This is a genomic window from Micromonospora maris AB-18-032 (genome assembly GCF_000204155.1).
GTDB classification, from domain to species: Bacteria; Actinomycetota; Actinomycetes; order Mycobacteriales; family Micromonosporaceae; genus Micromonospora; species Micromonospora gifhornensis.
The window spans coordinates 4,316,584-4,334,811 of record NC_015434.1 but is presented as its reverse complement, the minus strand read 5'-3'; the positions used below and the strand labels follow the sequence as shown (position 1 = coordinate 4,334,811).

The 18,228-nt window shown below is 70.7% G+C and carries 16 protein-coding genes; 12 read left to right on the top strand and 4 right to left on the bottom strand.

From position 1 onward, the window contains the following. Positions 1-6 precede the first annotated feature (6 nt). Positions 7-1,335, bottom strand: a complete 1,329-nt coding sequence (locus VAB18032_RS19200; RefSeq protein ID WP_013734554.1) for a Gfo/Idh/MocA family protein — start codon at positions 1,333-1,335, stop codon at positions 7-9. Between the two features lie 233 nt (positions 1,336-1,568). Here VAB18032_RS19200 and VAB18032_RS19195 point away from each other — a divergent pair, with 233 nt between their 5' ends. From VAB18032_RS19195 to VAB18032_RS19170, 6 genes are read left to right on the top strand one after another with little or no spacing between them, the layout of a single operon-like run. Then, on the top strand, positions 1,569-2,699 hold the full coding sequence (locus tag VAB18032_RS19195) for a LacI family DNA-binding transcriptional regulator (protein WP_013734553.1): 1,131 nt from the start codon (positions 1,569-1,571) through the stop codon (positions 2,697-2,699). Between the two features lie 19 nt (positions 2,700-2,718). Beyond that, positions 2,719-4,056 (top strand): ABC transporter substrate-binding protein, encoded by a 1,338-nt coding sequence (locus VAB18032_RS19190; RefSeq protein WP_013734552.1) that lies wholly within the window; start codon positions 2,719-2,721, stop codon positions 4,054-4,056. Positions 4,057-4,087: 31 nt separating this feature from the next. After that, a complete protein-coding gene (locus VAB18032_RS19185) occupies positions 4,088-5,071 on the top strand; it encodes a carbohydrate ABC transporter permease (protein WP_013734551.1) in 984 nt (327 codons plus the stop codon). Continuing rightward, on the top strand, positions 5,071-5,955 hold the full coding sequence (locus VAB18032_RS19180) for a carbohydrate ABC transporter permease (protein WP_013734550.1): 885 nt from the start codon (positions 5,071-5,073) through the stop codon (positions 5,953-5,955). The genes VAB18032_RS19185 and VAB18032_RS19180 overlap by 1 nt, the downstream gene beginning before the upstream one ends. Next, positions 5,939-6,556, top strand: a complete 618-nt coding sequence (locus tag VAB18032_RS19175; RefSeq protein ID WP_013734549.1) for a hypothetical protein — start codon at positions 5,939-5,941, stop codon at positions 6,554-6,556. The genes VAB18032_RS19180 and VAB18032_RS19175 overlap by 17 nt, the downstream gene beginning before the upstream one ends. Further along, positions 6,553-7,449 (top strand): DUF6807 domain-containing protein, encoded by an 897-nt coding sequence (locus VAB18032_RS19170; protein WP_013734548.1) that lies wholly within the window; start codon positions 6,553-6,555, stop codon positions 7,447-7,449. The genes VAB18032_RS19175 and VAB18032_RS19170 overlap by 4 nt, the downstream gene beginning before the upstream one ends. Positions 7,450-7,502: 53 nt before the next feature. Here VAB18032_RS19170 and VAB18032_RS19165 read toward each other — a convergent pair whose 3' ends face one another. Continuing rightward, on the bottom strand, positions 7,503-10,112 hold the full coding sequence (locus tag VAB18032_RS19165; protein ID WP_013734547.1) for a CHAT domain-containing protein: 2,610 nt from the start codon (positions 10,110-10,112) through the stop codon (positions 7,503-7,505). A gap of 189 nt (positions 10,113-10,301) precedes the next feature. Between VAB18032_RS19165 and VAB18032_RS19160 the strand changes: the two genes are divergently transcribed. Genes VAB18032_RS19160 through VAB18032_RS19150 form a run of 3 tightly spaced genes read left to right on the top strand, consistent with a single transcriptional unit; the run spans position 10,302 to position 12,668 of the window. Next, complete coding sequence (locus VAB18032_RS19160) at positions 10,302-11,615, top strand: S8/S53 family peptidase (protein ID WP_013734546.1); 1,314 nt, start codon at positions 10,302-10,304, stop codon at positions 11,613-11,615. After that, positions 11,612-12,235 (top strand): RNA polymerase sigma factor, encoded by a 624-nt coding sequence (locus VAB18032_RS19155; RefSeq protein WP_013734545.1) that lies wholly within the window; start codon positions 11,612-11,614, stop codon positions 12,233-12,235. The genes VAB18032_RS19160 and VAB18032_RS19155 overlap by 4 nt, the downstream gene beginning before the upstream one ends. After that, positions 12,210-12,668 (top strand): hypothetical protein, encoded by a 459-nt coding sequence (locus VAB18032_RS19150; protein ID WP_013734544.1) that lies wholly within the window; start codon positions 12,210-12,212, stop codon positions 12,666-12,668. Before VAB18032_RS19155 ends, VAB18032_RS19150 begins: the two co-directional genes overlap by 26 nt. A 38-nt stretch (positions 12,669-12,706) precedes the next feature. Here the strand turns inward: VAB18032_RS19150 and VAB18032_RS19145 are convergent, their stop codons facing one another. Both VAB18032_RS19145 and VAB18032_RS19140 read right to left on the bottom strand, forming a co-directional pair. Next, positions 12,707-13,735 (bottom strand): hypothetical protein, encoded by a 1,029-nt coding sequence (locus VAB18032_RS19145; RefSeq protein ID WP_043721303.1) that lies wholly within the window; start codon positions 13,733-13,735, stop codon positions 12,707-12,709. A 169-nt stretch (positions 13,736-13,904) separates the two neighbouring features. Beyond that, entirely contained in the window at positions 13,905-14,912 is a 1,008-nt protein-coding gene (locus tag VAB18032_RS19140) for a LacI family DNA-binding transcriptional regulator (protein ID WP_043721301.1), read from the bottom strand. Between the two features lie 139 nt (positions 14,913-15,051). Between VAB18032_RS19140 and VAB18032_RS19135 the strand changes: the two genes are divergently transcribed. From VAB18032_RS19135 to VAB18032_RS19125, 3 genes are read left to right on the top strand one after another with little or no spacing between them, the layout of a single operon-like run. Beyond that, the gene (locus tag VAB18032_RS19135; protein ID WP_013734541.1) at positions 15,052-16,359 is read left to right on the top strand and encodes an ABC transporter substrate-binding protein; all 1,308 of its coding nucleotides are present in this window, start codon (positions 15,052-15,054) and stop codon (positions 16,357-16,359) included. 5 nt (positions 16,360-16,364) lie between these two features. Then, on the top strand, positions 16,365-17,354 hold the full coding sequence (locus tag VAB18032_RS19130) for a carbohydrate ABC transporter permease (RefSeq protein ID WP_232510823.1): 990 nt from the start codon (positions 16,365-16,367) through the stop codon (positions 17,352-17,354). Position 17,355: 1 nt separating this feature from the next. Further along, entirely contained in the window at positions 17,356-18,216 is an 861-nt protein-coding gene (locus VAB18032_RS19125; protein ID WP_013734539.1) for a carbohydrate ABC transporter permease, read from the top strand. Positions 18,217-18,228 lie beyond the last annotated feature (12 nt).

The following is an 18,228-nucleotide window of genomic DNA, read 5'->3' as shown; positions in this document are numbered from 1 at the left end:
TAGAGGTCAGTCGAGGGTGAGCAGGTCGGCGACGCGTACCGGGGCGCCGGTGTCGAAGGACCGGTTGGCGGCCAACCCGGTGAGCAGGGCCAGTGCGCCGTCGGAGGCGCTGGCCGCCCGGTGCAGCGGGTCGGCCGCGCCGCCGAAGAGGACCTGGGTCATCCGGGCGTCCGCGCCACCGTGCCCGTGGCGGGTGTACCCGTCGACCTCGATGCGTTGCGGTGGGGACCAGAAGGGACGCAGGGTCAGCGTGGCCGAGCCACCCTCGGCGGCGGCCTGGTCGCCGTGCAGCGCGGCACCCTTGAGCGCGCCGGCCGCGGCCGGGCTGACGTAGTCGCTCTCGGTGACCTCCAGTTCGAGGCGGCCCCGACTGCCGTTGACCATCACCCGGTAGCCCTCCCAGGGGGCGTACGCGGTGAGGTGGTAGGTCATTGTCGCGCCGGTGGAGTAGGTGGCCAGCACCGCCATGTCGTCCTCGATGCTCACCCCGGGGGCGAAGACGTTGCGGTCCCGGTGGTAGCCGTCGGATGCCTCGGCGTCGAGGTACAGCTCGCGGAGCCGGGGGTGCTCGGCCAGGCGCAGCGCGAACGGGTCGTCGTCGGCGGCGGGGCTGGCGTGTGCCCGGTCGTAGTCGCGGGCGTAGCCGTGCCGGCGGCCGTTCTCGCCGTAGAAGAACAGCCGTCCGGCCGCGTACACCTGCACGGGTGTGGCGTTCAGCCACCAGTTGACCAGGTCGAAGTGGTGGCTGGCCTTGTGCACCATCAGCCCGCCGGAGCTGGCCTTGTCGCGGTGCCAGCGGCGGAAGTAGTCGGCGCCGTGGCGTACGTCGAGCAGCCACTCGAAGTGCACCGAGCCGATCTCGCCGACCGCGCCCTCGGCGAGCAGCCGGCGCATCTGCTCGTGCAGCGGGTTGTAGCGGTAGTTGAAGGCGACGGTGACCCGCCGGCCGGTGCGGCGTACCGCGTCGAGGATGCGTTGGCAGCGCGGCGCGTCGGTGGTCATCGGCTTCTCGGTGACCACGTCGCAACCGGCCTCGACGGCGGCGACCACGTACTCGTCGTGGGTGACGTCCACCGAGGTGACCAGGACGACCTCGACCCGCTCCTTGGCCAGCATCGCGGTGAAGTCCCCGGCGTGGTACGTGGGCACCCGCGGATGGCCGAGCTCGGTCAGCCAGCGGTTGTGGGCGTCCATCCGGGCCTGGTTGACGTCGGCGAAGGCGACCAGTTCGGCGGTGTCGGCGTGGTCGTGGACCAACGCGCGGACGAACATCTCGGCGCGGGCGCCGGTGCCGACCACGGCGTACCGGGCCCGTCTGCCGGATTGCGGAGACACGAACCGATCCTCCTCGATCTCTCTGCAAACCTTTGCAGCGAAGTAATCATGCTCGATCCCTCGGCGTCAACGGTGCGTCAGCAATCAGCGGCCTTTGTGGTAATTCATGAGTATTGGAGGGCATGGCGAGTGCGGCTGCGAAACCTAGCTGTAACCATCGACCGTTGACACTGGCGCAACCGTTTGCATTAATTGGCGGCACCCGTGACCGCCGACACACGAAGGGGGCCGCAGTGCCTGTCACGATCCGGGACGTCGCGCGGGCCTCCGGGGTGCACATCTCCACCGTCTCCCGCACCTTCTCCGCACCCCACCTGGTCAACCCGGAGACGCGGGTACGGGTGCTCGCCTGCGCCGAGGACCTGGGCTACCGCCCCAACCGGGCCGCCCGTGCCCTGATCACCGGCCGTACGCACAACATCGGGCTGATCATCGCGGACATCGCGAACCCGTTCTTCCCGCCCCTGATCAAGGCGGCGGAGAGCCAGGCCCGGCACCGCGACTACCACGTCTTCGTGGCCGACACCAATGAGGACGCCGCCGCCGAGGAAGAGCTGGTCCACGCCCTGGCCAAGCAGGTCGACGGGGTGCTGCTGTGCAGCCCACGGATGAGCAACAGCCTGATCGAGCAGCTCAGCCGGGAGGTCCCGCTGGTGGTGGTCAACCGCCAGTTGGCCGGGCTGCCGTGCGTGCTGATGGACGTCGGTCAGGGCGCCCGGTCGGCCATCGAACACCTGGCCGGCCTCGGCCACCGGGAGATCGCCCTGCTCGGTGGGCCGCGCGGTTCGTGGACCAGCCGGGAGATCCGCCGTGCGGCCGGCGCGGCGGCCCGGACGGCCGGCGCGGAACTGACCGTGCTCGGCCCCAACCCACCCACCGAGCACGGTGGACTGGCCCAGGCGGAGCAGGTCCGCCGGGCCGGGGCCAGCGCCGTGCTCGCCTACAACGACCTGATGGCGATCGGCCTCCTGGAGGGGCTCGACGCACTGGGGGTGGCGGTGCCGCAGGAGGTGAGTGTCGTCGGGGTCGACGACATCTCACTGAGCCGCCTCACCCGCCCCAAGCTGACGACGGTGGCCACCCCGACCGCGGCCGCCGGCCGGACGGCCGTCGACATGTTGCTGCAACACGACACCGACCTTCCGCGCACCGGGCGGGCCGGCGGTGCCGGGACCACAGTCGGCGTCCGTCGCACCACCGCACAGGTAATGCTCCAGACCGAGTTGGTCATCCGCGACTCCACCGGACCGGGCCCGTATGCCGGCCGGGATCGTCCCGGTGCCACTGCCGAAGGCCCGGGCCCGCATCGCCGTGCGGACCCGGGCGGCCCGAGAGTGGCCGCCGGTGACGTCGTCGCCTCCTAACGCCAAGGAGTGAGCGCACATGCACCCCGCAACGCACCCCACCAGCGCGCCCGACGGGCGCACTTACCGTACCCCCCTGCTGCGTCGCCGACTGCTGCGCGGCCTGCTCGCCGCGGTCGTGGCCCTGCCCCTGGTCGGGGCTGCCGCGGCCTGCGGCGGCGACGACGCCTCCGACGGCAAGACCAAGGTCTCCATCTTCTGGTGGGGCGGTGACGCCCGCAACGAGCTGACCGTGCAGGCGCTGGACCTCTACACCAAGAAGAACCCGGACGTCGTCTTCGAGACCACCTGGCAGGCCAACCAGGGCTACTTCGACAAGCTGGCCACCCTCACCGCCGGCGGCAACCCGCCGGACATCTTCCAGATCGACGACAACTACCTGACCGAGTACGCGGCCCGCAACGCCACCCTGGACCTGAAGAAGTACCAGGACGCAGGCGACCTGGACACCAGCAAGTTCCCGCCCAGCCTGCTCCAGTACGGCGAGGTCGACGGCAAGCTCGCCGGTCTGGCCGCCGGGGAGAACACCCAGGGCCTGGTCTACAACAAGACCCTGCTGGACAAGAACGGGCTGCCCGAGCCGACCACCGGGATGAGCTGGGAGGAGCACATCGCCTGGGCCGAGCAGGTCAGCAAGAAGACCGGAGTGCCCGGCACCCAGGACCCCAGCGCCGACTACAAGGCCTTCTGGGTGTGGCTGCGCCAGCAGGGCAAGGACCTTTACTCCGGCAGCGACCTGGGCTTCACCGCCGAGGACGTGACCAGGTGGTTCGAGCTGTGGAAGGGGGCCCGGGACGCCGGCGCCACCCCGACCCCGGACGTCATCCACGAGGGCAACGCCACCGACATCACCAAGCAGCTCGTGGTCACCGGCAAGTCGGCCACCTCCTGGGTCTGGGTCAACCAGATGCCGGAGCTGAAGAAGAACACCGCCGACGAGCTGGGGGTCATCGCCTACCCCGGTGACCCGAGCGCCCAGTGGGCCCGCGCCTCGATGTACTGGTCGGTCTTCCGAGGCAGCAAGAACGCCGACATCGCGGTCGACGTGATCAACTTCCTGGTCAACGACCCGGAAGCGGTCAAGCTGCTCGGCACCGACCGGGGTCTGCCGTCCAACCTGGACCTGCGTCGGGTGGTCAGCGACGACACCACCGACCCGGCGATGAAGCAGTCCATCGAGGTGGAGACCAAGCTGGCCGAGACCTTCGGCGAGGCCCCGCAGGTGCCGATCAAGGGCCACAGCAAGGTACGCGCCGAGCTGACCAAGGCCGCCGAGAACGCCCAGTACGGCCGGGTCACCCCCGCCGAGGCCGCCGCCCAGTTCGTCGCGGCCTGCAAAGCGGCAATCGCCTCCTGACCGCACCGCGTCACCCGGAGAGGAGCAGTTCGTGGCTCTGACCACGGCGCCCGACCCGACTCGCCGCGGCACCGGATCCGTCCGACCCCCCGCCACCCGGCGCGGGACCGGACGGATCCGGCACGGGGAAGGTCTGGCCGGCTACGTCTTCCTGTCGCCCTGGCTCATCGGTCTGATGGGCATCACGGCGCTACCCATGCTGTTGTCGCTGTACCTCAGCTTCACCAACTACGACATCCTCACCCCGTGGTCCGAGGTGGAATGGGTCGGGCTGGCCAACTACGAACGGATGTTCACCGCCGACCCGTCGTGGTGGCACTCGGTGCGGGTCACGCTGCGCTTCGCGCTGATCGCCGTACCGCTGAAGCTGGCCGCGGCGCTCGGGGTGGCCCTGCTGCTCAACCGTGCCTGGCGCGGGGTCGGGTTGTTCCGTGGTCTGTTCTACCTGCCGTCGCTGCTCGGCGGCAGCGTGGCGCTGGCCATCGTCTGGGTGAACATGTTCAACCGCGATGGCGCGTTCAACTCCTTCCTCGCCCTGTTCGGCATCGAGGGCAAGCCCTGGGTCAACGACCCGGACTGGGCCCTGGAAACCCTGATGGTGCTGGCCATCTGGCAGTTCGGCGCCCCGATGGTGATCTTCCTGGCCGGGCTCAAGCAAGTGCCGACCGAGCTGTACGAGGCCGCCTCGGTGGACGGGGCCGGTAGGTTCCGGCAGTTCGTCAGTGTCACCCTGCCGATGCTCTCCCCGGTGATCTTCTTCAACCTGGTGCTGGAGACCATCAACGGCTTCCAGGGCTTCACCGCCGCGTTCGTGCTCAGCAACGGCACCGGCGGACCGATCGACTCGACCCTGATGTACACCCTGAACCTGTACATCGCCGGGTTCACCGACCTGGAGATGGGCTACGCCTCCGCGATGGCCTGGGTCTTCCTGATCGCCATCGCGCTCATCACCGCCGTCTTCTTCAGCACCGGCCGGTTCTGGGTGCACTACTCCGACGGGGAGGACCGCTGATGGTGGCGAACACCCTGGCCCCGCCCGTGGCGGCCCGCCCGCAGCGCTCACGCAGCCGATCCTGGCTGCGGCTGATCATCCTGCTGGCCATCGTGGCGGTCGTGCTGTACCCGCTGATCTGGATGATCGGCACCTCGGTCAAGTCGCAGCAGGAGATCGTCAGCAACATCGGTCTGCTGCCCGAGCGCTTCACCCCGGGCAACTACACCGACGGGTGGAGCAACTTCGACGTCAGCTTCGGCCGGTTCTTCCTCAACAGCGCGATGGTCAGCCTGCTGACCGTCGTCGGCAACGCGGTGAGCTGCCTGCTGGCCGCGTACGCCTTCGCCCGGTTGAGGTTCCGGCTGCGGCGGCTGTGGTTCGCCATCATGATCGGCACCCTGCTGCTGCCGGCGCACGTGCTGATCGTGCCGCAGTACATCCTGTTCCGCACCCTCGGCCTGGTCGGCGGGGACTGGCCGTACCTGCCGCTGCTGATCCCGCAGTTCCTGGCCACGGAGGCGTTCTTCGTCTTCCTGATGGTGCAGTTCATGCGGGGCATCCCGCGCGAGCTGGACGAGGCCGCCCGGATCGACGGGGCCGGGGCCTTCGGCATCTTCCGGCACGTCATCCTGCCGCTGAGCCGACCCGCCCTGGTCACCACGGCGATCTTCTCGTTCATCTGGACCTGGAACGAGTTCTTCCGGCAACTGGTCTTCCTGTCCGAGCTGAGCGACTACACCGTGCCGGTGGCGTTGACCCTGTTCATCGACTCGACGAGCCAGAGCGCCATCGGCCCGATGTTCGCCATGGCGGTGCTGTCCCTGCTGCCGGTCTTCGTGTTCTTCGTCGCCTTCCAACGGATGCTCGTCGAGGGGATCAACACAAGTGGAATCAAGGGCTGAGCAGCCGCCGCGCCGCGACTGGCGGGACACCGTACGCGACGGGGCCGATCTGGCGCTGCTGGGCATCCTGACGGTGCTCGCCTCGGCCCCGGTGCTGACCGCCGGCGCGGCGATCGGCACCGCCAGCGCCGCGGTGCACGACTGGCTGGCCACCGGCAGCTGGCCCACCGCCCGGCAGATCATCTCCCGGTTCGGTCGGGGACTGCTGCCCGGCGTGCCGGCCACCCTGCTCGGGCTGGCCGCTGTCGGGCTGCTCGCCACAAACCTGACGGCACTGGCCACCGGCCGGGTGCCGGGCGGCGGCGTGGGGTTGGTCGCCACCGTCGTGGTGGCGGCGGCCCTGCTCGGGTACGCCGCCGCGATCGTGGTCGAGGTCGGCCGCACCGGCGGCACCGGGTGGGCCGCGGCGGTTCCCCGGGCCGCCCGCACCTGCCTCGACCACCCCGCGACCTGCGCCGCGCTGGCCGGCACCAGCCTCGTCGCCGTGCTGCTCGGGGTGCTTGTCACCCCGGTCGCGGTGCCGATCCTCGCCGGGTACGCGTTGGCCGCCGTGCACGCCGTCGCCCGCCGCCGCCCGCTCACCCGGGCGGAGCTGTCATGACCGCCGACGATCAGGAGTTGCTTGTCGACGGTACGCCGGTGGCCCGGTACGTGCTCGCCCCCGACCTGGACGCCACCCACGGCCCGCGGCCCTACCTGCACCCGGTGCGTACCCTGGCCGGCACCCGGGTCACCGACGCCCTCCCCGCCGACCACGTCTGGCACCTCGGAGCCTCCCTGGCGGTGCAGGACGTCAACGGCACCAACCTCTGGGGTGGGCGCACCTACGTCCGCGACCTCGGCTACACCTGGCGTGCCGACCACGGCCGGATCGTCCACACCGGATGGAACCACCGCTCGACCGACCGGCTCGACCACCTGCTGCACTGGTGCGACCCGACCGGCGCGGTCCTGCTCACCGAGCGGCGCACTCTGGCCGCGACAGCGGTACCGGAGCACGTCGATGTACCTGGTCCGGACAGCGCATGGAGTCCGGCGTCCGGGCGAGCCGGTGCCTGGCGGCTCGATGTCGACAGCGTGCTCACCGCCCCCGCCGACCGGGACGTCGTGCTGGGCAGCCCGGCCACCAACGGTCGGCCCGGTGGGGCCGGCTACGGCGGGTTCTTCTGGCGGGCGGTGGCCGGCGAACCACCCGAGGTGTTCACCGCCACCCGCGTCGGCGAGGAGACGGTCAACGGATGTGCCGATCCGTGGCTGGCGATGACCGGCCGGTCACCGGAGGGCGGCGCGTACACACTGGTCTTCAGCGGTCTCGGTCCGGGTGACAGGTGGTTCGTCCGGACCACCATGTATCCCGGGGTGTGCGTCGCCTTCGCCTTCGCGCGGACCGCGACCATCCCGGCCGGCACCAGCCGCCGCAACCACTACCGGGTGGTGGTAGCCGACGGCACCCTCACCCTCGACACCGCCGCCGCCCTCGCCCACACGCCCTGAGCGGTGGCAGTCGCGCTGGTCGAGCCGCCGCTGACCTCGACGGCGCGTCGCGGTCAGCCGGCGCCGAGGCAGACGAACGCGGCCGCGGTGGCCGAGGCGGTGTGATCGCCGGTGGCCACGAAGGCCCGCTGGGCGGCGGCGAGGGCCTGCGCCGGTTCGGCACCGGCGTGCATCCGCAGGTGCAGGTCCACCATGAGTTCGGTGGTGGGTTCCGCCGGCACCGGCAGCACGGTGGCGATCAGGCATCGGGTGCCCAGCGCCAGCAGGACCGCCGCGAAACCCATGATCTCGTCGCCGGGGCGTACCCCGGACAGGCCTGATTCGCAGGCGGAGAGCACCACGCAGCCGGGCGGTCGGGCGATGCGTTCCCACTCGTAGGCGAACAGCGGTCCGTCGGCCAACTCCAGGGTGGAGAACTGGGGGTTGTCGGCGCGGAACGTGCCGTGCGCGGCGATGTGCACCATCGGGGCGCCGTCCAGGGCGGCGGTCAGCGCCTCGGCGGTGGCGTTCGACCCGGTGAGCAGGCGGGCGGTGGGCAGCACCTCGGCGAGCCGCTTGACCTCCACCGCACCGGCGGGCAGTCGTGGGCCGCTGGCCAGCGTCGGCGTACCCGCCCAGGTCTGCTGCCGCGCGGCGGCGAGCCAGGCGGTCGCCGACGGCGCGACGGTCACCGCCCGACCGGCGCAGGTGGGCAACCCCGCCCAGCCGACCGCGTGCAGGGCGCCGACCGGCACGATCACCAGCGGCCGATCGGCCAGCCGCCGCCGCAGCGGGTCGAACAGTTGCCGGTCCAACGCCGCCGCGGCGTGCGCCGCGCCGGTCCGGGCGGCCGTCGAGTCGCCGGTGACGATCAGCCGACGCAGCCCGAAGCGGTGCCAGCGGGCCAGCCGGGTCGCCTCGGCCGACGGACCGAGATCGTGCAGGCTGGCCCGTCCGTCGGCGACCACCACCGCCCCGAGCCGGTCGCCGTGCACGAACAGTTCGACGAGCACCCGAGGGCCGAGCCGGTCGGCCAGCTCACCCACCCGGGGCGGGGCCGGCGTGGTCGTCGCGCCGGTCACCAGCCGGGTCAGGTCGCGGATCCGATGCTCCAGCCGGGCCTGCCGGCCGCGCAGTACGCGTACCGGCCGGCCGGTCAGCACCGCGTCCTCCAGCAGGCCACTGACCAGCCTGAGTTCGGCAAGCGCCGTGACGAGTTCGGCGTCGTCGGGTGGCAACGCCGGCCGGTTCCGCAGCGCGGTCGCGCGCCACCGCTCCGCCCAGGCCAGCACCCGCGCCGGTGCGCCGGCCCGGACGGCGATGTCCAGTCCCTCGGCCGCCAACTCCTGCCCGTACGCCCCGCTGTTGGCGCGCAGTTCGGTGGCGCCGAGCGAGGTCCGGTGCCGGTCGAGGACGGCCAACCCGCGACGCAGGGCCCGGGCGGCGGCGGCTTCGTCGCCGCGCAGCCGATGCCACAGCGCCTGGGCGTACCAGCCCTGGGCGCGCCGGGGCGCCGTCCCCCGACCCCGCGTGCGGGCGACCGTGCCGAACAACTGTGCGGCGCGGTCGACGCGACCCAGCGCCGACGCCAGCAGACCGGCGTCGATCCGGGTGAGCTGCGCGGGATCCGGCCAGCCGGTCGCGTCGAGTTGATCGGCCGTCCGCACCATCGCGGCGAACAGGGCGGCGGTGCGGGTCCCGCGACGGAACTCGGCACGCAGCTCGACGTGTCGGGCGAAGGCGGCCCAGATGCGGCGACCCTGCCGGCGAAATCGGGTTCGTGCCGCGGCGGCGGCCTCGGTCGCGGTGTCCAGGTCACCGGCGAGCAGCGCGGCGCGTGCCTGGGCCAGCAGCGCCTCGGCGAGGTCGGAGGCCATGCCCCGCCGCCGCAGTTCGTCGACCGCTGCGGCGGCGACCTCGGTCGCCTCGTCGACCAGGGGCACCGACAGCAGCAACTCGAAGCGGTCCAGCAGCAGCGCCGGTCGAGGTACGGCGAGACGGTGGTACTCCTCGCCGACGGCGGCGAACCGGCGCAGGGCGCCCGCGATGTCACCGCGTCGGCCGGCCGCGATGCCGCCGTTCCAGCGGGCGTCGGCTGCGGCGAGGTCCAGCCCGAGTTCACCGAAGATGCTCGCCGCCCGGGTGAGGTCGTCGACGTCGCCGTTGCCGCCCCGGTGGGCGTTGAGCAGCCCCCGGTTGTTGCGGGCCCGCGCCTCCAGCAGCAGATCGCCTGCACGCTGGGCGATGTCGATGGCCAGCCCGTAGTCGCGGACCGCCTCGTCGTACCGGCCCCGGTAGTGCAGCACCACCCCGCGCTGCATGCGGGCCCGCCCGGCGTCGGCGCCGGTGAGCTCCGGCAGCGCGGCGGTCACCGCGCGCAGGGCCGCCGAGGTGCGGCCGGCGGTGGCCAGGACGTAACCGAGGCTCATCCGGGCCAGCGCGCGGGTCCGGGCCGACTCGGCGGCGCGGACCGCCCGGCGCAGGTGGTGCAGCGCGCCGGTCAGGTCGTTGAGTTCCCGCAGCGCCAGGCCGATGGCCCGCTCCGCAGTGGAGCGTGCGTCGTCGTCGACGTGCCTGGTGGTGAGTACCCGCTGGGCGATCGTGATCGCCTCACGTGGGCGGCGCTGGACGGTGTCGAGCGCCAGCGCAGCGATGCCGGCACCGGCAGCGGTGCTGTCGGGCATGAGAGAAGGTTTCACCAGCTATCGCGTACTGTCAATGCCCGGGAATCGTCTCACGGGTGTGGCCGTATTGCGGTCACCCGGACAGGCCATTGACATATGCCGATTGCTTGGAAGAATTGGCGAGGCCTGCGGAATTCGACTTGCCCGCCACCAGTGACTTGCCGTTTCCTGGGCTATCTGGGAGGACTCTTGCTTCCTGACTATCCCCGAACGGGCAATTCCCATCGGCTGTCCCGACGGCGACTGCTGACCGCCTCCGCGCTGGCCGCGGCGGCCACCCCACTGGGCATCGGGTCGAGGGCGGCCGCATCGCGCGCCGACCAGGACCCCGACGACACCGCATACCAACTCGCCTTCGCCCGGGTGCTGGATGCGGACCGCAATGTGCGGCGGCACATCGTCGCCGGACGCGAATTCCTTTACCGTCCTCGGCAACTGCTCGCCGCCGCCGCAGATGCCGGTCGGGTCGCCGCCTGGCTGAGAAGCCGCGGGCATTCGGTCACCATTGGCGATGGATTCGCCGGAGTCACCCTACTGCTGTTCGCCACGGAGACCGACATTCCGGCGATCGTGGGGATGCTGCGCGACCCCCGGCAGTGGTCCGGCCAACCGGTCCCGCGGGTCCAACCGCACCACGTGCTGCTCGGCCTGGGCAACATCATGGGCAACCCGTCCGGGCCGCCCCGGGCGGTCGCCGCGCTGCCGCCACCGGACCCGACCCGGCTCGCCGAGGGCGCGGGGGTGACGGTCGGGGTCTGCGACACCGGCATCTGGCGGTACGCCGGCCAGCAGCATCCGCACTGGCTCGACGGCGCCTACCTGCCCGAGCCCGACGACGAGGACCCGCTCTACACGTACGCCGACGTGCTCGCCCCGCAGGGCGGTCACGGCACCTTCGTCGCCGGGGTGGTGCGTCAGGCCGCGCCCGGTGTACGGGTCGATCCCGAAGCGGCCCTGGACCCGACCGGCATCGGCGACGAGTCGATGGTGGTGGCCGCCCTGAGCCGGCTGTCGCCCGAGGTCAGCGTGATCAACCTGTCCCTGGGCGGCTACACCCTCGACGACCAGCCCTCGCTGCCACTGGCCAACGCCCTGGCCGCGCTGCCGTCGACGACCGCGGTGGTGGCGGCGGCGGGCAACGCCGGCCTCCGCCGGCCACTGTGGCCGGCCGCGCTGGAGCGGGTGGTGGCGGTGGCGGCGCTCAGCCTGGGCCCGGCGGGACTGGTACCGGCCGACTACAGCGGGTACGGGCCGTGGGTCAACGCCTGCGCCCTCGGTCGGCACGACAGCACCTACGTCGCGGGCATCATGCCGTTGCCCGGACGACCGACCCGCGTGTTCCACCGCTACGCCAGCTGGGCCGGCACGTCGTTCGCCACCGCACACGTCAGCGGTCGTCTGGCCGCCCTGATGACCGCCGGCGGGCTGAGCGCCGACGCGGCCCGGCTGACGCTGCTCGCGCAACCCCGCTGGCACCCCGACTACGGAGTGCTGGTGCCGTGAGCACGAGGGAGCTGGTCGTCGCCGCCGCGGACGGGGACGAGTCGGCCTGGGTCGAGCTGGTACGCCGGTACACCCCGCTGGTGTATTCGGTGATCCGTTCGCACGACCTGACCGGTGCCGACGCGGCCGACGTCAACCAGACCGTCTGGCTGCGGCTGGTGGAGCAACTCGGCCGGCTGCGCGACCCGGAGGCGTTGGCCGCCTGGCTGGCCGTCACCACCCGGCGCGAGTGTTACCGGATGTCGCGGCTCGGTCGGCGTACCCGACCCGTGGACCCGTCCGACGATGCGCTGGAGGCGCACCACGGGACCTGGGCGAACGTCGCGGCGCCGGACGAGGACCTGTTGCGCGCGGAGCGTCGGCAGGCGTTGCGGGAGAGCTTCGCCCAGCTTCCGCCGCGCTGTCAGGAACTGCTCGCGCTGCTGACGGCCGATCCGCCGCTGAGCTACCGGCAGATCGCCGACCGGCTGGGCGTACCGGTCGGCAGCATCGGGCCGACCCAGGCCCGTTGTCTGCGCAGGTTGCGCGACTGTCCGGCCCTCGCGCCGTACCTTGTTCCTGATCGGTCCGCATCGTCGAAGGCGGGTGAACGCGATGGAGCCGTGGCCGCCGGTCGATGACGACCGGTTGACTGTGGAGTTGGGCGCGGCGCTGTGGAACGCCGGGGGAGTGCCCGAGGAATATCTGACCGCGGCGCGGGCGGCATTCGCCTGGCGGACGGTGGACGCCGAGCTGACCCTCGCCGAGCTGACCTTCGACTCGGCGTACGAGCCGGTGGGGCAGACCCGGTCGGGTGCATCCGTACGGACCCTGTCCTTCCGGGGCGGCCCGATCGTGTTGGAGATCGAGGTCAGCGCCGCGGGAGTCGTCGGCCAACTCTGCCCGGCCGAGGGCGGCCGGGTCAGCGCCCGGACCGCCGACGGCACCTACGACGAGACCTCCGTCGACGCCGTGGGCCTGTTCTCCCTCGGCGTCCCGCCGCCCGGTCCGGTGCAGTTGCTCGCCGAGGCCGGCGGGTTCACCGTGGCCACCGACTGGGTCTGCCTGCGCTGACGGGGGTTGCGGCCCGGTCGGGCCGCAACCCCCTCGCACTACCGCTTGACAGCGCTGATCAGGTACTGCACGCCGCCGAGGTCGGTCCGCTTGGCCCCGGAGGCGTCCGGGCCGAACTGGGTCACGTTGAACGCGATCTCCCGGTCCGACGCGGTCGTCGCTGTGAACAGCAGCGAGAACTCCACCCGCTCGCCGGGGTTGAGCCGCAGGTTGCCGAGACTGGCCCGGGTGGGCTCGACGATCTCCACCTGGGTGCGGCCCACTGCGCGTACGCCCGTGCCGACCGCGCCGCCGGCCCGCCAGCGCTCGAACAGGTCCGGACCGAGGTCGACGACGACCCGCCCGCCGATGCCCTGCAACGGTTGGGTCGCCTCGAAGACCAGGTCGTTGGCGGACGGCACCCGCAGCGAGTTGCCGATGGCGAAGGGTCGCACGGCCGGATTCGTCTCACCGGCGCTGAGTCGCACCGAGTCGACGTTGCGCCACGCGATGTTGTTGTTGTTCCTGGTGTTGGTGCTGATGTCCGGGCCCTCGGCGACCATCGGGTCGGTGTCGGACACCCAGCGCGCGAGCAGGCAGAAGTGACCCGGCCCGGGCACTCCCGTCCACGGGATGGTGACCGTCGTGACGCCCGCGGGCGCGGCGACGGTGGCCGCGCCGATGTGCGTCCAGTGGGCCGGCCAGGTCGCGCCGCCACCGGGGGTCGTCCGGTAGACGTGCAGCGTTCCGACGCTGGTGCCCGCGCCGTACGGCCCGGGATTGCGCAGCTTGACGAAGATGTAGTTGGTAATTCCGACGATCGGGTTCTGGCTGGTGGCACACTCCACGGGGGTCGGGCAGACCTTGATGTCGGGGCTGGCCCACAGCGGGTTCAGCGGGTGCGGCTGGAGCCCGACATCGCCGTCGACATCCTTGATGTAGACGTCGGTGCGGGCGGTCGGTGCGGCCCGGTCGGCGGCCGCGAGGGGCGCGGCGACGGCTGCGGTGACCGACAGCAGCCCGGCCAGCGCGGCGCCCGCGACGACGCCCAGGACCACCCTGCGGACACGTCTTCCTACACTGCTCATGACAGCGTTTCTCCCATCGACGGGGACTGGCCGACCCGGCGTTTCCGTACCGTGTCGGCGCGGTTACGCCTTTCCGGAGCCGGTGGCGAGCCGGAAAATACCGTCGTGGTGTCGTCGTGCTGTCAGATGGCGCGAAGAGCGGCAAACTCCTTCTGCGGGTGACCGACGGTCAGTCCGGTACGGCGCGGCAGGAGGCGCGGACGACCAGCTCGGTGGGAAGCCGGATGTGGATGTCGCGTTCCACCCCCGCGATCAGATCGACGAGCAGGCGCAACGCCTCGGCGCCCATCCGTTGTATCGGTTGCATGATCGTGGTCAGCGGCGGGTTGACCAGCGCCGACTCCGGCACGTTGTCGAAGCCGATCACGGACAGGTCGTCGGGCACCGACAGGCCCATGTTCCGGGCGACGTCGATCGTGGAGATCGCGGACAGGTCGTTACCGGCGAAGACCGCGGTCGGCCGGTCGGGGAGCGCGAGCAGTTCCGCGGCCGTGCCGGCGGCGCTCTCGATGCGGAACCCGCCGACGCGCACCAGCCGCTCGTCCACGGTCACCCCCGCGTCGGCCATGGCCTGCCGGAAGCCCGCCTCACGCAGCCGCGACGACTCCAGGTCGGCGCGTCCACTGATGTGCCCGATCCGGCGGTGACCGAGCGAGAGCAGGTAGTTGGTCGCCAGCACGGCGCCGGCGAAGTTGTCGGAGTCGACGGTGGGCAGCCCCGAGGGGCCGGTGTGCGGGTCGACGGCGACGACGTGGAAGCCCTGTTTGGTCTCCACCACCGTCGGAGTGACGATGACGGCACCGTCGATGAGCGTTCCGGACAACCGGGCCAGCGAGCGCCGTTCCCAGCCGACGGCCGTACCGGCCACGTCGCCGCTGGAGTAGGCGAGCAACTGGTAGCCGGTGCCGGTGACCCCCGCCGAGGCGCCCTTGAGCAACTCGGTGGAGAAGGGCTCGAACTCGGCCACGAGGATGCCCAGGACGTTGGTGCGGTGACTGCGTAAGCTCTGCGCGCCCAGGCTGGCCTCGTAGCCGAGCTGGTGGATGACCTGCTGAACCCGCTGGACGGTGGCCTGCGCCACGCCGTACCTGCCATTAACCACCTTGGATACGGTTGCCACGGAGACGCCGGCCGCGCGGGCCACGTCCGACATGTTGACACGCTGCGGGAACGCCACGCCGACGATGATAGAGGGCGGACGGGGCTCGATGAGCGGCGTATCGAAAACGTTATCGACACCGATTGACACTCGGTTACACGGCTGTAAAACTCCCCCGCAGGCCGAGCACCGCGACTGACTAGTCGAGGAGATACAGATGGCTATAAAGCGCCGCGTACGAACCGTCCTAGCGCTGTCCATCACCACCGCACTACTTGCCACCGGATGCAGCGGCGGCGAGTCCGAAGAGCCCGCCGAGAGCGAGCTGTACAAGAACCCGGTGACCCTGACCTGGTGGCACAACGCCAGCGAGGACGGTCCCGGTAAGGAGTACTGGCAGAAGGTTGCCAAGGACTTCAACGCGCTCCACCCCACGGTCACCATCGAGATCGAGGGAATCGAGACCAACCAGCTCCAGCGCACCCGGCTGCCCGCCGCGCTGCTGAGCAACGACCCGCCGGACATCTTCCAGGCCTGGGGGGGCGGTGAGATCCGCGAGCAGGTCGAGGCCGGCTACCTCAAGGACATCACCGAGCAGGTGAAGGACGAGGTCGCCAACATCGGCGGCGCCGCCGAGATCTGGGCCGTCGACGGCAAGCAGTACGGACTGCCGTTCCGGATGGGTATCGAGGGCATCTGGTACAACAAGGACATGTTCGCGAAGGCCGGCATCACGGCCCCGCCGACCACGTTCGACGAGCTCAACGAGGCCGTCACCAAGCTCAAGGCGATCAACGTCGTGCCGATCGCGGTCGGCGCCGGTGACAAGTGGCCGGCCGCCCACTGGTGGTACAACTTCGCGCTGCGGGCCTGCTCCGTCGACACCCTGAAGAAGGCCGCCAAGGACCTCGACTTCGAGGACCCGTGCTTCCTCAAGGCCGGCGAGGACCTGAAGGCCTTCATCGACACCAAGCCGTTCCAGAACAACTTCATCGCCACCCCGGGTCAGAACGACCCGACCAGCGCCAACGGCCTGCTCGCCAACGGCAAGGCCGCCATGGAGCTGATGGGCGACTGGAACAAGGGCACCCTGGACAACGTCGCCGAGGACCAGGAGGCGCTGAACAAGTTCATCGGCTGGTTCCCGGTGCCGGCGATCAGCGGCTCGCCCGGTGACCCGAAGGCGGCCCTCGGTGGCGGCGACGGCTTCGCCTGCGCCAAGAACGCCCCGGCGGAGTGCGTCGAGTTCCTCAAGTACCTCGTCAGCCCCGAGGTGCAGAAGGGCTACGCCGAGACCGGCCAGGGCCTGCCTGCCGCCAAGGGTGCCGAGGACGGTGTCAAGGACCCGGCGCTGCGCTCCATCCTGGAGGCCACCACGAGCGCGACCTACGTTCAGCTCTGGCTGGACACCGCCTTCGGCAGCACCGTCGGCAACGCGATGAACGACGGAATCGTCGCCATCTTCGCGGGCAACGGGACGCCGCAGCAGGTCGTCGACGCGATGAAGTCGGCCGCTCGCAAGTGAGCTCCGTGAACCAGACCCTGAACCCCGCCGGCGGCGTGTCCGCGCCGCCGGCGGGGCTCCGGCCCGCCGATCGGAAATCCGGCCGGGCCCGCGAGACGCGACGCAAGTGGTACGAGATCATCGGGCTCACCACCCCGGCGATCATCGTGTACGTGATGTTCGTCCTGGTGCCGATCGGCTTCGCCTTCTACTACAGCCTGTTCCGCTGGCGTGGAGTCGGACCGCCCACCGATTACATCGGCTTCGACAACTACGTCATGGCCTTCCAGGACCCGATCTTCCTGGACGCGTTGCGCAACAACGCGTTCATCGTGTTCGGATCGCTGCTGATCCAGGGCCCCATCGCGCTGGGCGTCGCCCTGCTGCTCAACCGCCACTTCCGCGGCCGTACGGTGTTCCGTCTGCTGGCGTTCGTGCCGTACGTGCTGGCCGAGGTCACCGTCGGCATCATGTGGAAGCTGATCCTGACCGAGAACGGCACGTTCGACGCGCTGCTGCGCTCGATCGGGTTGGGCGGTCTGGTGCAGGCGTGGCTCGCCGACCTCGACTTCGTCATCTGGACGCTGCTGTTCGTCCTCACCTGGAAGTACGTCGGGTTTGCCATCATCCTGCTGCTGGCCGGGCTCTCCAACGTGCCGCAGGAGTTGAGCGAGGCCGCCCAGATCGACGGGGCGAGCTGGTGGCAGATCCAACGCCACGTCACCCTGCCGCTGCTGGGCCCGACCATCCGGATCTGGATGTTCCTGTCCATGATCGGCTCGTTGCAGGTCTTCGACGTGATCTGGGTGACCTCGGTGCCGGCGGTACGGTCGCTCGGCGCGTCCGCCACCATGGCCACCTACATGGTGGACAACGGCTTCTTCGCCCGACTCTGGGGCTACGGCAACGCGATCGCGGTGATCCTGTTCGTCATCTCGTTCGTGGCGGCGGTGTTGTTCCAACGCTTCCTGCTCCGCCGCGACATCGAGGGCGCCATCACCAGAAAGGCAAAGTGACGTGACGACCGCGAACCCCGTTCTGTCGCCCGCCAAGCGCCGCCCGGTGTCCTGGGGCAACCCCCTGACCTACGCCTTGGCGCTCGCCGTCGCGGCGGTGTCGATCACGCCGGTGATCTACGTGGTGATCGGTGGTTTCCGCACCACCCCGCAGATCGTCGCGAACCCGGCGGGCATGCCCGACCCGTGGGTCTTCGACAACTACATCCGGGTGCTGACCCAGGGCAACTTCTGGCGGCAGGCGTTCAACAGCGCCGTGGTCTCCCTGGGCACCACGCTCGGGGTGGTGGCCCTCGGGGTCTCCGCCGCGTTCGTGCTGGCCCGGTACACCTTCCGCGGGCGTGAGGTGCTCTACACCTTCTTCACCCTCGGACTGCTGTTCCCGGCCGGGGCGGCGATCCTGCCGCTCTACCTCATGCTGCGTGACCTCGGCCTGATCAACTCGTACTACGCGGTGATCCTGCCGCAGGTCGCGTTCTCGCTGCCGCTGACGATCGTCATCCTGCGACCGTTCCTGTCGGCCATCCCCCGTGAACTGGAGGACGCGGCGGCGATCGACGGCACCGGCCGGCTCGGTTTCCTCTGGCGCATCATGCTGCCGCTGTCGCGGCCGGCGCTGGTCACCGTCGGCATCCTCGCCTTCGTCACCAGCTGGAACGCCTTCCTCCTGCCATTGCTCGTGCTCGGTGACGCCAGCCTGCACACCCTGCCGCTGGGCGTGCAGCAGTTCTCCAGTCAGTACAGCTCCGACACGGCCGGCATCCTCGCCTTCACGTCGCTGGCGATGCTGCCAGCCCTACTGTTCTTCACCTTCGCCGAAAAGCAGATCGTCGGAGGCCTGCAAGGTGCGGTCAAGGGCTGAGCGGCAGCCGCA

Excerpts from the sequence above, each read along its gene's own strand:
- VAB18032_RS19190 (WP_013734552.1), top strand. The coding sequence starts at position 2,719 with ATGCACCCCGCAACGCACCCCACCAGCGCGCCCGACGGGCGCACTTAC.
- VAB18032_RS19180 (WP_013734550.1), top strand. The coding sequence starts at position 5,071 with ATGGTGGCGAACACCCTGGCCCCGCCCGTGGCGGCCCGCCCGCAGCGC.
- VAB18032_RS19170 (WP_013734548.1), top strand. The coding sequence starts at position 6,553 with ATGACCGCCGACGATCAGGAGTTGCTTGTCGACGGTACGCCGGTGGCC.
- VAB18032_RS19165 (WP_013734547.1), bottom strand. The coding sequence starts at position 10,112 with ATGCCCGACAGCACCGCTGCCGGTGCCGGCATCGCTGCGCTGGCGCTC.
- VAB18032_RS19150 (WP_013734544.1), top strand. The coding sequence starts at position 12,210 with ATGGAGCCGTGGCCGCCGGTCGATGACGACCGGTTGACTGTGGAGTTG.
- VAB18032_RS19145 (WP_043721303.1), bottom strand. The coding sequence starts at position 13,735 with ATGAGCAGTGTAGGAAGACGTGTCCGCAGGGTGGTCCTGGGCGTCGTC.
- VAB18032_RS19135 (WP_013734541.1), top strand. The coding sequence starts at position 15,052 with ATGGCTATAAAGCGCCGCGTACGAACCGTCCTAGCGCTGTCCATCACC.